Source organism: Streptomyces sp. W1SF4 (assembly GCF_003950035.1).
Lineage (GTDB): Bacteria > Actinomycetota > Actinomycetes > Streptomycetales > Streptomycetaceae > Streptomyces > Streptomyces racemochromogenes.
Genome location: NZ_CP034350.1, coordinates 380,993 through 396,505, shown reverse-complemented (window position 1 = coordinate 396,505; position 15,513 = coordinate 380,993). Strand labels below are relative to the sequence as shown.

At 75.7% G+C, this 15,513-nt stretch carries 8 protein-coding genes and 1 pseudogene; 4 read left to right on the top strand and 5 right to left on the bottom strand.

All coding sequences use genetic code 11. The features are described from left to right. Positions 1-2 precede the first annotated feature (2 nt). From D1J60_RS02070 to D1J60_RS02055, 4 genes are all read left to right on the top strand, one after another. Positions 3-1,430 carry a hypothetical protein gene (locus tag D1J60_RS02070; protein WP_241253107.1) on the top strand — a complete coding sequence of 476 codons (1,428 nt, stop codon included), beginning with the start codon at positions 3-5 and terminating at the stop codon, positions 1,428-1,430. Between the two features lie 6 nt (positions 1,431-1,436). Beyond that, positions 1,437-1,826 (top strand): NTP pyrophosphohydrolase, encoded by a 390-nt coding sequence (locus D1J60_RS02065; RefSeq protein ID WP_125819886.1) that lies wholly within the window; start codon positions 1,437-1,439, stop codon positions 1,824-1,826. Between the two features lie 172 nt (positions 1,827-1,998). Further along, complete coding sequence (locus tag D1J60_RS02060; RefSeq protein WP_125819885.1) at positions 1,999-5,949, top strand: Pls/PosA family non-ribosomal peptide synthetase; 3,951 nt, start codon at positions 1,999-2,001, stop codon at positions 5,947-5,949. Between the two features lie 39 nt (positions 5,950-5,988). Next, positions 5,989-7,332 carry a M1 family metallopeptidase gene (locus D1J60_RS02055; RefSeq protein WP_125819884.1) on the top strand — a complete coding sequence of 448 codons (1,344 nt, stop codon included), beginning with the start codon at positions 5,989-5,991 and terminating at the stop codon, positions 7,330-7,332. Between the two features lie 40 nt (positions 7,333-7,372). On the opposite strand, the gene D1J60_RS02050 is transcribed toward D1J60_RS02055, so the two are convergent. From D1J60_RS02050 to D1J60_RS02030, 5 genes and pseudogenes are all read right to left on the bottom strand, one after another. Then, entirely contained in the window at positions 7,373-8,800 is a 1,428-nt protein-coding gene (locus D1J60_RS02050; protein ID WP_125819883.1) for a hypothetical protein, read from the bottom strand. A gap of 134 nt (positions 8,801-8,934) precedes the next feature. Beyond that, positions 8,935-10,023 carry a substrate-binding domain-containing protein gene (locus D1J60_RS02045; protein ID WP_241253521.1) on the bottom strand — a complete coding sequence of 363 codons (1,089 nt, stop codon included), beginning with the start codon at positions 10,021-10,023 and terminating at the stop codon, positions 8,935-8,937. A 103-nt stretch (positions 10,024-10,126) separates the two neighbouring features. Beyond that, positions 10,127-11,188: pseudogene (locus D1J60_RS02040) on the bottom strand (ABC transporter permease); the annotation flags it as partial. Continuing rightward, complete coding sequence (locus D1J60_RS02035; protein ID WP_125819880.1) at positions 11,185-12,717, bottom strand: sugar ABC transporter ATP-binding protein; 1,533 nt, start codon at positions 12,715-12,717, stop codon at positions 11,185-11,187. The pseudogene D1J60_RS02040 and the gene D1J60_RS02035, both read right to left, overlap by 4 nt. 36 nt (positions 12,718-12,753) lie before the next feature. After that, a complete protein-coding gene (locus D1J60_RS02030) occupies positions 12,754-15,504 on the bottom strand; it encodes a SpoIIE family protein phosphatase (RefSeq protein ID WP_125819879.1) in 2,751 nt (916 codons plus the stop codon). Between the last annotated feature and the right edge of the window lie 9 nt (positions 15,505-15,513).

Genomic DNA, 15,513 nt, shown 5'->3' with positions numbered 1-15,513 from the left:
TCATGGGCAAGAACCCGATGCCCGACGTCGTCGTACTGCTCCCCGGGATCACCGGCAGCGTACTGACGCGCGACGGAAAGGACGTGTGGGCCCCCTCGGCCTCGGCGGTGATCGGAGCCCTGACGAGCCTCGGCCGCTCCGTGGCGGAACTGGAACTGCCGGACGGCCAGGACGACTGGAGGGAGGACGACCTCGGTGACGGCGTCGTCGCCACCCGGCTGGTGCCCGACCTCCACACCCTGCCCGGCCTGTGGAAGATCGACGGCTACACGGCCATCGAGGAGTTCCTGCTGGACCGGTTCGAGCTCAGGCGCGGCGAGAACTACTTCCCCTTCCCCTACGACTGGCGGCGCGACAACAGGGCCGCTGCCCGGCAGCTGGCCGAGCGGAGCCGGGGATGGCTGCGCGCCTGGCGCGAGAAGAGCGGCAACCCCGCCGCCCAGCTCGTCCTGATCGGGCACTCGATGGGCGGCCTGGTGTCCCGCTACTACGTCGAGGTGCTCGAAGGCTGGAAGGACACCCGGGCCGTGGTCACCTTCGGCACTCCCTACTACGGCTCCCTCAACGCCGTCGAGTTCCTCTGCAACGGCTTCCACAAGCGCATCGGCCCCTTCGAACACGACCTCACCCGGCTGCTGCGCTCCTTCACCGGCCTGCACCAGCTCGTCCCCGTCTACCGCTGCGTGTACGGGCCTGACGGGACGGCCGCCCTCCCGGCGGACGCCGGGCTCCCCGGCTGGCAGCCGCAGTGGAGCAGCCGCCTCACCGACTTCCACCAGGAGATGGAGGAGGCGGCCGAGGCCAACCGGAAGGACAGCGGGTGGGAGGCAGGCGGGGTCGTCTACCACCCGATCGTCGGCATCGACCAGCCCACTCGGCAGTCGGCCAGGATCATCGGGGACAAGGTCGAGACGCTGTTGCTCCGCGGGGACGACGACGAAGGCGGCGACGGCACGGTGCCCCAGCTCTCCGCCGCCCTCTCCGACAGGGAGGACGCCCGCACCTTCGTCCCGCAGAAGCACGGCAGCCTGCAGAACCACGCGGCCATGCTCGACCACGTCAAGGGCATCCTCCAGTCGCTGTACGACGTGCACATCGCGGACCTGCGGTCCTTCGTCACCTGCTGGTTCACCTACCTCGGCGACGACCTCTACCTCGACGGGGAACCGGTGGTCTGCGAGATCGGGGCCGGCAGTTCACTGAGCGAGGGCGAAATGCCCGAGGTCCCGGCCCGGATCACGGTGACCAGCCGGACCACCGGCCTGCCGGTCCTCGACCGCGACGTCGACGTCCCGCGCGCACGGCAGCGGTTCGACCTCGGCCTGCTGCCCCCCGACACCTACGACCTGCTGATCAGCGCCGGGGCCGACGCCTCGCCGCTGTCCGACGTCTTCGTCGTCGCGCCCCCGGAGACGACCGTGGCAGAATGACGGAACGTGACCGAATCCCTCACCTCCGTCCTCATCGTCGACGCGGCCAACGTCGTCGGCTCCGTACCCGACGGCTGGTGGCGCGACCGCAGGGGCGCCGCCGAGCGGCTGCGCGACCGGCTCGCGGAGCGGACCGGTCCTGGTGGGCGGGGCGGCGAGGAGGTCATCCTCGTCGTCGAGGGTGCGGCCCGCGGCATCGCGTCCGTCCCCGGCGTCCGGGTCGAATCCGCGCCCGGCAGCGGCGACGACCGCATCGTGGAACTCGCCGCCGCCCACGCCGGCCGCCCCTGCGTGGTCGTCACCGCCGACCGCGCCCTGCGCGAACGGGTGAAGGCGTACGGAGCCCACTGCGCCGGCCCCCGCACCGTGCGACCGTCCCAGGAGGACACCCGCTAGAGAGCCGCCCCCGGTCGGAGTAACAGCTTCCGGCCACGCCCGCGGCTTCCACGGGCAAATCCACGGTGGCGAACTAGGCTGGTGGGTTGTTCTCCGCCGGACCGGAACAACCCGGGCAGACCCGGGCTCCACCGGCACCCCGGACGGGTCCGGGAGCGAGACGCGAGGGCCTATGGCAGCCACACCCGAACGCGGTGAACTCACCCTGACGGCCGACGGGGCCCTGCCCGGCGAGCCGGTGCCCGACGAAGGGGAGCCACCCGGAGAACCCGGCAAGTCCGCCCGGTTCTCCGCCGGACCCGCCGCCCCCGCCCGCACCCTCCTCGACGTCTTCGAGGCCACCGTACGGGCCCACCCCGACGAGCCGGCCCTCGACGACGGCACCTCCCGGCTCACCTACCGGGCCCTGGCCGCCCGGGTCGAACGCCGCCGGCGCGCCCTCGCGGCGGCAGGAGTGGGACACGGCGACCGGGTCGGCGTACGCGTCCCCTCCGGCACCAACGAGCTGTACGTGGCCGTCCTCGCCGTCCTCGCCGCGGGCGCCGCCTACGTGCCGGTCGACGCCGAGGACCCCGACGAGCGGGCCCGGCTGGTCTTCGGCGAAGCCGGCGTACGGGCGGTGCTGGGCCCCGGCCGGCGCATCGACCGCACCGACCCCTCCGGCCACCCCCCGGCCGCTCCCGCGCCCGCCGTCCGGCCGGGTCCCCGGGACGACGCGTGGATCATCTTCACCTCCGGCTCCACCGGCCGGCCCAAGGGCGTCGCCGTCAGCCACCGCAGCGCCGCCGCTTTCGTCGACGCCGAGGCCGCCCTGTTCCTCGCCGACGAGCCGATCGGCCCCGGGGACCGCGTCATGGCCGGACTCTCCGTCGCCTTCGACGCCTCCTGCGAGGAGATGTGGCTGGCCTGGCGCCACGGCGCCTGCCTCGTCCCCGTACCCCGCCACCGCGTCCGCAGCGGCGCCGACCTCGCCCCCTGGCTGGTCGAACAGGAGATCACCGTGGTCTCCACCGTGCCCACCCTCGCCGCCCTCTGGGATCCCGCCGCCCTCGACGAGGTCCGGCTGCTGATCTTCGGCGGCGAGGCCTGCCCGCCCGAACTGGCCGCCCGCCTGGTCACCGAGGGCCGCGAGGTCTGGAACACCTACGGCCCCACCGAGGCCACCGTCGTCGCCTGCGCCTGCCCCCTGAACGGCGCGGAGCCGATCAGGATCGGCCTCCCCCTCGCCGGCTGGGAACTGGCCGTGGTCGACGCCTGCGGGGAGCCCGTCCCCATGGGGGGCAGCGGCGAACTCGTGATCGGCGGCGTGGGCCTCGCCCGCTACCTCGACCCCGCCAAGGACGCCGAGAAGTACGCCCCGCTGGAGAGCCTCGGCTGGCCGCGCGCCTACCGCAGCGGCGACCTGGTCCGCGCCGAACCGGAAGGCCTGGTCTTCCTCGGCCGCGCCGACGAGCAGGTCAAACTCGGAGGCCGGCGGATCGAACTCGGCGAGGTCGACGCCGCGCTCCAGGCCCTGCCCGGCGTCGCCGGCGCGGCCGCCGCCGTACGCACCGCCCGCGGCGGCACCCAGCTCCTCGTCGGCTACCTCGTCACCCAGGACGGCTGGGACCGCACCGCCGCCGTCGAACGGCTGCGCGCCGCCCTGCCCGCCGCCCTCGTGCCGCTGCTCGCCCAGGTCGACGCCCTGCCCACCCGCACCTCCGGCAAGGTCGACCGCGCCGCACTGCCCTGGCCCCTGCCCGGCACCGAGACCGCCGGCCCCGCCGAGCCGCTCCACGGCACCGAGGCCTGGCTCGCCGAACAGTGGACCGAGACCCTGGGCGTGCCCGTGACGAGCGCGGGCGACGACTTCTTCGCCACCGGCGGCAACAGCCTCGCCGCCGCGCAGCTCACCACCCGGCTGCGCAGCCGCTACCCCGGGGTGGCGGTCCTGGACGTGTACCAGAACCCGACGCTGCGCAAACTGGCCCGGCGGCTGGAGCGGTCCGTACGCGAGGACGGCGCCACCCGCACCGTCGCACCGGTCCCGGCCCGCGCCCAGGCCGCCCAGTGCCTCCTGCTGCTGCCGCTGTTCACCCTCGTCGGCCTGCGCTGGACCGTCGCCCTCCTGGCCCTCGCCAACCTGCTCCACCGCCTCGGACCGTACCCCTGGGCGCCCACCGCCTCCTGGTGGTACGTGGCCGCCGCGGCGGCCCTCCTGTTCAGCCCGCCCGGCCGCCTCGCCATCGCCGCCGGCGGCGCCCGCCTGCTGCTGCGCGGGGTACGGGCCGGCCGCCACCCGCGCGGCGGCAGCGTGCACCTGCGGCTGTGGACGGCCGAACGGCTCGCCGAGTACTCCGGCGCCACCTCCCTCACCGGCCCCTGGCTCCAGCGCTACGCCCGCGCCCTCGGCGCCCGCCTGGGCCCCGACGTGGACCTGCACTCCCTGCCCCCGGTCACCGGCATGCTCCGGCTCGGCCGCGGCTGCGCCGTGGAATCGGAGGTGGACCTCAGCGGCCACTGGCTGGACGGCGACCGCCTGGAGATCGGCCCCGTCCGGATCGGCGCGGGGGCCGTCGTCGGCACCCGCAGCACGCTGTTCCCCGGCGCCCGCGTCGGCAAGCGGGCCGAAGTGGCACCGGGCTCCGCCGTCGCCGGGCAGGTCCCGGCCGGCCAGCGCTGGGGCGGCGCCCCCGCCGTCAGACTCGGCCGGGCCAAGCACGACTGGCCCGGGGAACGCCCGCCGCGCGCCCCGCGCTGGCGGGCCATGTACGGGGCCACCGGCTTCTGCCTCACCGCCCTGCCGCTGGCCGCCGCGCTCCCCGCGCTGCTCGTCGCCGGCCGGTTCGTGCCCGCCGGAGCCGGACCCGCCCAGGCCCTGCGCGGGGCGCTGCTCGCCGTCGTGCCCGGCGCGCTCGCCTTCGCCCTGGCGTACGCGGTGCTCGTCCTGGCCGCCGTACGCCTGCTCAGCCTCGGGCTGCGCACCGGGAACCACCCCACCCACAGTCGCGTGGGCTGGCAGGCCTGGGCGGTCCTCCAGCTGATGGACCTGGCCCGGGGCACCCTCTTCCCGCTGTACGCCGGGCTGGTCACCCCCGTGTGGCTGCGACTGCTCGGCATGCGCGTCGGCCGGGGCGCCGAGGTGTCCACCGTGCTCGCCCTGCCCAGCCTCACCACCGTGGGCGACGGCGCGTTCCTCGCCGACGACACCCTGACCGCCCCTTGCGAACACGGCGGCGGCTGGATGCGGATCGGCCGCTCCGAGATCGGCCGCCGGGCCTTCCTCGGCAACTCCGGGATGACCGCGCCCGGCCGCAGCGTGCCCGACGGCGGGCTGGTCGGCGTCCTGTCCGCCACCCCGAAGAAGGCCAAGAAGGGCAGCTCGTACCTGGGCCTGCCCCCGGTGCGGCTGCCCCGTTCGGCCGCGGCCGCCGACCGCAGCCGCACGTACGACCCGCCCGCCCGGCTGCTGTGGGCGCGGGGCCTGGTCGAGGCCTGCCGGCTCGTGCCCGTCTTCTGCTCGGCCGGCCTCGCCGTCCTCACCCTGGCGGCGCTGTGCGCGCTGGCCGCGACGCCCGCGCTGGGGGTGCCGGGCGCCGCCCTGCTGTCCGGGGCGGTCCTGCTCACCGCGGGCGCGGCCGCCTGCGCGGTCACCGTCGCGGCCAAGTGGCTGCTGGTCGGCCGGCACCGGCGGTCGGAACACCCGCTGTGGAGCGGCTTCGTGTGGCGGAACGAACTGGCCGACACCTTCGTGGAGGTGCTGGCCGTGCCCTGGCTCGCCGGAGCCGTCCCCGGGACCCCGCTGCTGGTCCTGTGGCTGCGCGGGCTCGGGGCGCGCATCGGCCGGGGCGTGTGGTGCGAGAGCTACTGGCTGCCCGAGACGGACCTGGTGACCCTCGGCGACGCGGTCAGCGTCAACCGGGGCTGCGTGTTGCAGACGCACCTCTTCCACGACCGGATCTTGCGGACGGATACTGTGGTCCTCCGCGAGGGCGCCACCCTGGGCCCGGGCGGAATCGTCCTGCCCGGGAGCACGGTCGGGGCGCGCAGCACCCTGGGTCCCGCCTCCCTCGTGATGGCCGGGGAGTCCGTCCCCGCCGACACCCGCTGGCTGGGCAATCCGATCGAGGCGTGGCGGTCCTAGCCCGGGGACCGTGGCACGGAGCGGGGAGCGGAACCGGCGATGAGCGGCCAGAGCACGGCGGTGGACCCGTACTTCCCGGACAACGGCGACCCCCGCTACCGGGTGCACCGTTACGAGCTCGCCCTGGAGTACCGGCCCGGCCCCAACCGGCTGGCCGGCACCGCCCGGCTCAGCGCCATCGCCGGGCCGGCCCCGCTGGCCGAGTTCCACCTGAACCTGGCCGCCTTCCGGATCGGCCGGGTCCTGGTGGACGGCCGCGCCCCGCACTACACCCACCGGGCCGGCCGGCTCCGCGTCCGGCCGGCCAAGGCCCTGCGCGCCGGGGCCGCCTTCACGGTCGAGGTCCACTGGGCGGGCAACCCGAAGCCGGTGCGCAGCCCCTGGGGCGGCCTCGGCTGGGAGGAGCTGACGGACGGGGCGCTCGTGGCCAGCCAGCCCGTCGGCGCCCCGTCCTGGTACCCGTGCAACGACCGGCCCGCCGACAAGGCGGCGTACCACATCTCCCTGAACACCCCGTCCGCCTACACGGTGGCCGCCGTCGGCCGGCTGCTCACCCGGACCACCAGGGCCAGCACCACCACCTGGGTGTACGAGCAGTCCGCGCCCACCCCCAGCTACCTGGTCGGTCTGGCCATCGGCCAGTACCAGACGGTGCTGCTCGGCGACCCCGGCCTCGGCGGGGTGCCGCAGACCGCCCACGTGCCGGCGCACGCGCTGCCGCGGTTCTCCCGGGACTTCGCCCGGCAGCCCGCCATGATGCGGCTCTTCGAGGAGCTCTTCGGCCCCTACCCCTTCGGCGAGTACGCGGTGGTCGTCGCCGACGAGGAGCTGGACGTCCCCGTGGAGGCGCAGGGGCTGTCCCTGTTCGGCACGAACCACGTGGACGGCGCGCGCGGCTGGGAGCGGCTCGTCGCCCACGAACTGGCCCACCAGTGGTTCGGCAACAGCGTGGGCATCGCCGACTGGCGCCACATCTGGCTCAACGAGGGCTTCGCCAAGTACGCCGAATGGCTCTGGTCGGAGCGTTCCGGGGGCCGCGGCGCGCACGAGCACGCGACGGCCGCGCACCGGCTGCTGGCCACGCTGCCGCAGGACCTGCGGCTGGCCGACCCGGGCCGCCGGCTGATGTTCGACGACCGGCTCTACCAGCGCGGCGGGCTGACCGTGCACGCCGTCCGCTGCGCCCTGGGCGACGGGGCGTTCTTCCGGATGCTCCGCGACTGGGCGGCCCTGTACCGGCACGGCGTGGTGACCACGGCCGCCTTCACCGCCCATGCGGCGGGCTACGCCGCCGGGCCGCTGGACGGCCTGTTCGAGGCCTGGCTGCACGGCCCGGCCCTGCCGCCGCTGCCGCCGCCGCCCGGCGCGGATCCGGCCGCCTGACCGGGCACGGCGCCGCGGCGCCCGGCCGGGCGGCGGTGGGTCACTGGCCGGCGCGGCCGCTCACCAGGGGCCACTCGCGGTGCAGGGCGCCCAGCGGGACGCGCCGCTCGACGACCGGCGTACCGAAGACGGACAGCTGGAGCTGGAGCTGCCCGCTCAGGTCGAAGCCGCCGTACAGCGCCCAGGAGCCGTTCGCGGAGGTCTTCCCGTCGGTGGCGGCGCTCGCGGAGGCGTCGGCCTCACCGCGCAGGTACGGGGCGAAGTCGGCGGTGACGCCGACGGCCCCGTACAGGCCCACGGAGGCCTCGGCGCCGAGGGCGCTCCTGACCCGGCCGCCGGCGGTGACGGTCGCCTTCACCGGGGTGCTGTGCACGGCCGAGGAACTGACCGGGGTCCAGCCCTTGCCGGTGGCGTAGCTGCCGCCGACGCGGAAGTCGCCCTTGACGTCCTGCCGGACGTCGAGGGTGACCTTGCCGTCGGCCTCCACCTGTACGTAGCAGGTCAGTTCGAGGTTGACGACGACGGGCACCGGGCCGACCTGGAGGACCGGGTTGCTGTGCAGCTTGGCGAAGGGGATGCGCCGGGGTGCGCCCGTGCTCGCGGCGGCGCGGCCCTTGAGGGTCCACTGGGAGGACCAGTCGCCGCTCATGCCGAGGAACGCCGCGTCGGGGCCGTGGCCGGCGCCCTTGCCGCCGTCGTAGGAGAACTCGACCTGCGGGGCGAGCTGGACGAAGCCGGCCACCGAGGCGCCCGCCGACGCGGGGGCGTCCTTGGCGGTGTCGACGGCGGCGTCCACGTCGAGCCGGAGGTTGCCCAGGGGCAGCTTGGCGCCCTGGGGGCCGAACGTGACGCCGGATCCCTTGGCCCAGGAGAAGGTGACGCCCTTCATCAGGGGTTCGACGACCACCGAGGCCGGGTCGACGGGGACCTTGCCGTCGGCCTTGTCGTCGCCGAGTGCGGCGGCCAGGGTGGTGGGGGCGGTCTTGACCTCGGTGCCGCGGTCGGTCTTGCCGACGACCTCGGTGACCTTCGCGAGGAGGCCGTCGGGCGCGCCGGGTGCCGGGGCGCTGGCGATGACGTCGCCCACCGCGACGGGCTTGGCGGCCGGGTCCGAGGAGCCGGCCGACGGGCCCTTCGAGGGTGCGGCGGAGCGGTGGGGCGAGGCCCCGCCGCCCTGCGGGGCCGTGGATATGACGGCGCGTCCGCTGGCCTTGTCGTAGGAGGCGACCTTCAGCGGGGCCTTCTCCGGGCCCTGGCCGGCGCGCGTGCGGGCGATGGGGGAGGGTGCGGCCGCGCCCTGCGGGGCGGCGTCCACGTCCAGCCGCCGGGTGCCGTCGGAGGCGGAGGGGAGGGCCGCCGGGCTGCCCGGTCCGGCGGCGTTCACGGGGGCCGGGGAGGAGCAGCCGGCGGTGGTGAGCGCGAGGGCGGTCAGGCCGGGCAGCAGGAGGCGTCTGGCGAGCGTACGCACGTGGGTGTGACCTTCGAATTGGGGGGAAGTGCCGTTACTGGTAGGTAACGTGAAGGTTGATCATGCCACGGGTCCCCGGCGCCGGTCACATCGCCCGAGGGTCAACTCTCCTGCGGAGAAAGGTGGTTGAAGCTTCATTCATGAGGTTCCCCGGCCTGCCAGATCCGGCGGTACGCCTCGCGGTAGCCGGGAGGGTCCCAGGAGCCGGCGCCCCGGCTGTTGCCGGCCGTGGCGATGTGGACGGGCGCCACGTAGCCGCTCGCCGGCTGCCCGGCGAAGGCGCGGTTGAACTCGTCCACGATCTGCCACCCCTGCTGGGACAGCGGCTCGGGGACCGTGGCCGCCTGGAACTCCCCGCTGTTGACGCGCTGGAAGGCGGAGGGGTCCCCGTCGCCCGCGCCGATGTTCAGCGGCGGCCCCGCCCCCGGACGCCCGGCCGCCCGCAGCGCCGGGGCGGCGTCGGCGAAGTACAGGTCGTTGATGGCGACCGAGTGGGTCCAGTCCTTCCCGAAGCGGGCGAGCAGCGAGGAGACCGCCTGCGGGGTGCGGCTGCTCGCGTCCGGGATCGGGATGTTCTCGTACGCCAGGAGCCGCACGCCGGAACAGGTGCCCAGCTCCCGCTCGATCAGGTCGGCCTTGTTGCGGGCGAAGGGGATCGAGTCGTCGGTGAACAGGACGACCCCGGCGTCGCCCCCGGACCGGGCGATGATCCAGTCGGCGCTGATCCGCGCCACGTCCTCCACCTTCGTGGTGACGTTGGTGAACAGCGCGGGGTCCCGGCTGGGCCCGGGGGAGTCCACCGCGTGCCAGCCGATCACCGGGATGCCCGCGGCACGGGCCGCCGCCATCTGCCGCGACGCCGGACGGGGATCGAAGCCGCCGATGACGATGCCGGACGGTTCGAGGGTGACCGCCTGGCTCAGCGCCGCCTGGATGCCGGCCGGGGTGCCGCCCCCGTCGATCACCCGGACCGTCCACCCGATCGCCCTCGCCGCCTCCTCGACGCCCTCGGCGACTCCCGCGACGCCCGGGTTGGTCATCGTCTGCGCGACGTACACGAGGCTCTTGCCGGGCGCCGCCGCCGGGCCCGAGTCCGGCCCGTTCCAGGAGGCGTCGGCGGCCTCGGCCCGCCGGACGGCCGCCTCGGCCCGGGGCAGGACCCCGGGACAGCCGGCCTTCGACGGCCCGGTTGCGGACGGCGGCCCGCCGCCGCAGCCGGCCAGGAGGACCGCGGCCGCCCCGAGCAGGGCCGCGGCGGTGACGGGCGTGGTGGGGTTCGGGTGCTTGGGGAACACGGTGCTCCTGGCGTGGGTGCGCGTACGGGTACTACGACGGGCCGGCCTGGACCGGGGCGGGAGGCTCCTGTGCGTGCGGCCCGCGGGAGGCCGCGGCACCGGCGTCCAGCCGGCGGCGCGCCGTCCAGCCGGCCAGCCCCACGGCGATGAGCAGGGTCGCGCCGTTGAACAGCGCGGTGGCCCAGAACGGGGCCCCGAGCTGGCCGATCCCGGCGAGCCCGACGGCGAGCACGGCGACGGCCACGAGCGTGCCGACCGCGTTGGCGCGGCCGGGCCTGATCGTCGTGGAGCCGAGCAGGGCGCCCACGAACGCCGGCAGCAGGTAGTCCAGCCCCGTGCTCGGGTTGCCGGTCCGCTGCTGGGCGGCGAGCAGCACCCCGGCGAAGCCGGTGACCAGGCCCGAGCCGGCGAACGCGGCCACGCAGTAGGCGCGGGTGGGGATGCCGATCGCGGCGGCGGCCCGCGGGTTCGAGCCGATGACGTACAGGTACCGGCCGGCCGGCAGCCGCTCCAGCACCACCCACAGCACGGCCGCCACCCCCAGCACGTAGAAGGCCGGCAGCGGCAGGCCCAGCAGCCGCGCGTCGTACAGGGCGGTGAAGCCCGCCGGCAGGCCCTGCGGACCGGGCACGATCCGGGCGCCGCCGGTGATCCACCCGGTGAGCGCGTACATCACGGAGCCGGTCCCCAGGGTGGCGATGAAGGAGTCGATCCGCCCGAACTCGACGATCACACCGGTCAGCGCCCCCGCCACCGCGCCCCCGCACACCACCACCAGACAGGCCGCGGGCCAGGGCCAGCCCTCCGTGACGACCAGCCGCATCACCAGCACGTGCGCGAGGCCCAGCCCGTAGCCGATGGACAGGTCGAACCTGCCGGTGGCGACCGGGATCGTCGCCCCCAGCGCGAGGACGGCCGGGACCGCCTGGTTCGACAGGATCGCGGAGACGTTGTCGCGGGTGGGGAAGGTCTGCGGCAGGAGCAGCGAGAAGACCAGGAAGAGCAGCGCGGCCAGGACCGGCAGGCCGTAGCTGCCGACGTGGTGCCCGCGCAGCCGCTCCAGCGGGGACCGCCGTGGTGGGGAAGGGTTCATGGGCCCGTCGCGGTTCCGGTGACGGCCGGGATGGCCGAGGCGGCCCGGGTGAGCCCGGCCACGGTCAGCTCCCGGCCCGCGAGTTCGGCGCCCACCGCCCCGCGGACGAGGACCAGCGCGCGGTGGCAGAGGTCCGCGACCTCCTCGAAGTCGGCGGAGACGAGCAGCACCCCCACGCCCGACGCGGCCGCCTCGTCGAGGAGGCGGTGGACCACCGCCTTGGCCCCCACGTCCACACTGGCCGTGGGCTCCTCCAGGACCAGCAGCCGCAGCCCGCCCCGCAGCCACCGGCCGACCATCACCTTCTGCTGGTTGCCGCCCGACAGCGTGGCGATGGGCACCTCGCCGTCCCGGGGCAGGACGGAGAACCGGTCGATCAGCGCGGCCGCCTCGGCGCGCTCGCGCCGCGGGGAGGTCCAGCGCCAGGCGGGCACGCCGGCGGCGCGCGGGTTCGCCAGGAAGTTCTCCCGTACCGTCAGCTCCGGGGCGCAGCCCTCCGCCTGGCGGTCGCCGGCCACGAAGCCGACACCGGCGCCGACGGCCTCCCTGACCGTACGCGGCCGGTACGGACGGCCCTCCAGCAGCAGCCGCCCCGCGCGCACCGGCAGGACCCCCGCCACCGCACGGCCGAGCTCCCGGTGCCCGGCGCCGGTCAGGCCGACCATGCCGAGGATCTCGCCGGCGCGCAGCTCCAGTCCGACCGGCCCGGCGTGCCCGGCCCGTACGCCGTCCAGGCGCAGCAGGGGCGGGCCGGCCGCGGGCGCCGCGGGCCCGGCCGGGCGGCGGACGGCCGGCTCGTGCCCGGCGACGGCCCGCACCAGCCGGCCCGGGTCGTACCCGGCGAGCGGGCCGTGCTCCACCACGCGGCCGTCGCGCAGGACGGCGAACGCGTCGGCGACCCGGTACACCTCGTCCAGCCGGTGGCTGACGTAGAGGATGCCGTGCCCCCGGTCGCGCAGGGCGTGCAGGACGCCGAACAGCCGGTCGCAGTCGGCGGCGGGCAGGGTGGCGGTCGGTTCGTCGAGGACGATGGCCTGCGCCCGGGCGGCCAGGGCGCGGGCGATGGCGACCAGCGAACGCTCCGCCGGGGCCAGGCCGGCGATCGGGGCACCGGCGTCCAGGTGCCCGGCGACGAGGTCGAGGGCCTCCTCGCAGCGCTCCCGGGTCCGCCGCCAGGAGATCAGGCCGGCCCGGCGCGGGTAGCCCGTGCCCAGGGCGACGTTCTCGGCCACCGTCATCCACTCGACCAGCCCGGGGTCCTGGTGGATGAAGGACAGGTGCCGGCCGGCCCCGTGCGAGCCCAGCGGCCGGCCCGCGACGGTCACCTCGCCCGCGTCGGCGTGGTGGACCCCGGCGAGCACCTTGATGAGGGTGGACTTCCCGGCGCCGTTGGGGCCGAGCAGCGCCAGCACGCTGCCGCGGTACAGGTCGAGGTCGACCGAGTCCAGCGCGAGGGTGCCGCCGAAGTGCTTGCGCAGACCGCGCACGCGGACGAGGGGTTCTCCACCGGGACGCGGAGGTGGGCTCATTCCTCGACTCTAGATGACCTCCCCGCCCGGACCGGGTCACGCCGCGTCCAGGGCGAACTCCGCCCAGATGACCTTTCCGTCGGGTGTGTAGCGGGTGCCCCACGCCTGGGCGAGCTGGGCCACCAGGAACAGGCCCCGGCCGCCCTCGTCGGTGTTGGCGGCCTGGCGCATCCGCGGGGCGGTGTTGCTGGCGTCGTACACCTCGCAGATCAGGGTGCGGTCGTGGATCAGGCGCACCCGTACGGGCCCGCCGCCGCCGTACCGGATCCCGTTGGTGACCAGCTCGCTGAGCAGCAGTTCCGTGGCGAAGGCGGACTCCTCCAGTCCCCACCGGCCGAGCTGCTCCACGGCCGCGGCGCGGACGTCGCAGACGCGGGCCGGGTCGGCCGGCAGCTCCCAGGCGGCGATCCGGTCCGGGGGAGTGGCGCGGGTGCGGGCGACCAGGAGCGCGATGTCGTCGGCCGGGTGCTCGGGGGCCAGGGCGTCCAGGATGGCCCGGCAGGTGTCCTCGGGGGAGCGGCCGGGGTCGGCGGCGAGGGTGCGGTGCAGCTCCTCCAGGGTGAGGTCGATGTCGCGGTGGCGGTCCTCGATCAGCCCGTCCGTGTAGAGGACCAGCCGGCTGTTCTCGGGGAGGTGGACCTCGGCGGACTCGAAGGGCAGGCCGCCCAGGCCCAGCGGCGGCCCGGCGGGCAGGTCGGGGAAGGTCACGCTGCCGTCGGGCAGCAGCAGGGCGGGCGGCGGGTGGCCGGCGCGGGCCATCGTGCACCGCTGGGTGGTCGGGTCGTAGACCGCGTACAGGCAGGTGGCGCCGACGATCGCGGTGCTGCCGGCGGACGGGTCGTCCCCGCCCTCCTCGCGGTCCAGGCGGACCATGAGGTTGTCCAGGTGGGTGAGGAGCTCGTCGGGGGCCAGCTCCAGTTCGGCGAAGTTGCGGGCGGCGGTGCGCAGCCTGCCCATCGTCGCCGCGGCGTGCAGTCCGTGCCCGACGACGTCGCCGACGAGGAGGGCGACGCGGGTACCGGACAGCGGGATGACGTCGAACCAGTCGCCGCCCACCCCGGACTCGGCGGGCAGGTAGCGGTGGGCCACCTCGACGGCGCTCTGCTCGGGCAGCCCGTGGGGGAGCAGGCTGCGCTGGAGGCTCAGGGCCAGGGTGTGCTCGCGGGTGTAGCGGCGCGCGTTGTCGATGCACAGGGAGGCGCGGGCCGCGAGTTCCTGGGCGAGGGAGCGGTCGTCGTCCCCGTACGGGGCGGGGTTGCGGGAGCGGTAGAAGCAGGCCACGCCGAGGACGACGCCCCGCGCGAGCAGCGGCACGGTGATCAGCGAGTGGATGTTGTGGGCGAGGAGCAGCTCGGCGTGGACCGGGTCCTGGGCGATCCAGCCGAAGGCCGCCTTCAGTTCGGGCTCCAGCACCGGCTGCCCGGTGGCCAGGGAGCGCATGTGGGGCGTGGTCGGGCGGAGCACCAGCCGCTCGCCGACCGGGTAGAAGGGGCAGTCGTCGCGGATGCCGTGCACCACCGTGCGGTGCAGTTCCCCGGTCGGGTCGCCGGACTCCTCGCCGCGCAGCACGGATGCGGGCACGTCGACGGTGACGAAGTCCGCCAGCCTCGGGACCGCGGTCTCGGCCAGCTCCCGGGCGGTGCGGCCGACGTCGAGGGTGGTCCCGATCCGGGTGCTGGCCTCGGCCAGCAGCTCCAGCCGCCGGCGTGCCGCGACGGCGTACTTGCCCACCTCCGGCTCGCCGACCAGCACGAGCCCGCGCACCGCGCCGGGGGCCGGGGGCGCGCTCCCGGACGCGGGCGCGGCGGCGTGGGCGTGCAGGGGCGCGGGGGCGGGCGCGGGCGCGGGGGCGGGCGCGTGGTGCTCCTCCTCGTCGGGCAGCAGCGCCTCGACGACGATCCCCTCCACCCCGGCCGGGCTGGTCACGGGCCGGCTGACGAGCGTGACCCGGCGGCCGTGGGACAGGGAGACCTCCGCGGCGGCGCGGCGCGCGCCGGACAGCAGCTCGGTGGCCTTCTCCTTGAGGGTCGTGTGGTCGCTCTCCTCCAGCTCGCTCAGCAGCAGCTCCGCCAGGGTCACCGGATGCCCGTCCAGGGCGTCCCCGTGGGCCCGGACCAGGTTCGCGGCCTCCAGATAGGCCTGGAGCAGCCCGCGCTCGCGCGCCGTGCTCTGCTCCATCAGCCGCCGTTCGATGGCCTCGGCGGCCCGGCGGACGACCGCGGCCAGCGCCGGGTCCGCGTCGGTGTACGGGTAGCCCAGGCACAGGACGCCCTCGATGTGCCCGCTGAGCTGGTCGCGGATGGGAGCCGCGGTGCAGGCGCTGGACTGGGAGCGTTCGGCGAAGTGCTCGGCGCCGTTGACCTGGACGAGCTGCCGCTCAGCGAGGGTGAGGCCGATCCCGTTCGTCCCCGCGACCCGCTCGGCGAACACGAAGCCGGGCTCGGTCTGGATGGCCGGCAGCCGGGCCGGCAGGGACCTGTCTCCGAAGCGGCGTTCGAGCACGGTGCCGTGGCCGTCGGCGAGGCAGATGTTCATCCGGCTGCCCGCGAAGAGCGCCGCCAGCCGGTCGAGCACGGGTGCGGCGGCGCGGACGACGGGGCCTTCCGCGTCGAAGTCCTCGGTGAACGGCAGCTCGGTCTGGTCCGGCGACAGTCCCAGCAGCAGGCTGCGCTGCCACGAACTCAGGATCGGGCTGCGCACGCTCCGTACGACCGACTCCGCGGACCCGCCGTGCAGGAACCGGTCACGGGACCGCACGGGGCCGGTGCGGTCGTCCACGACCCCCATGTGCACCAC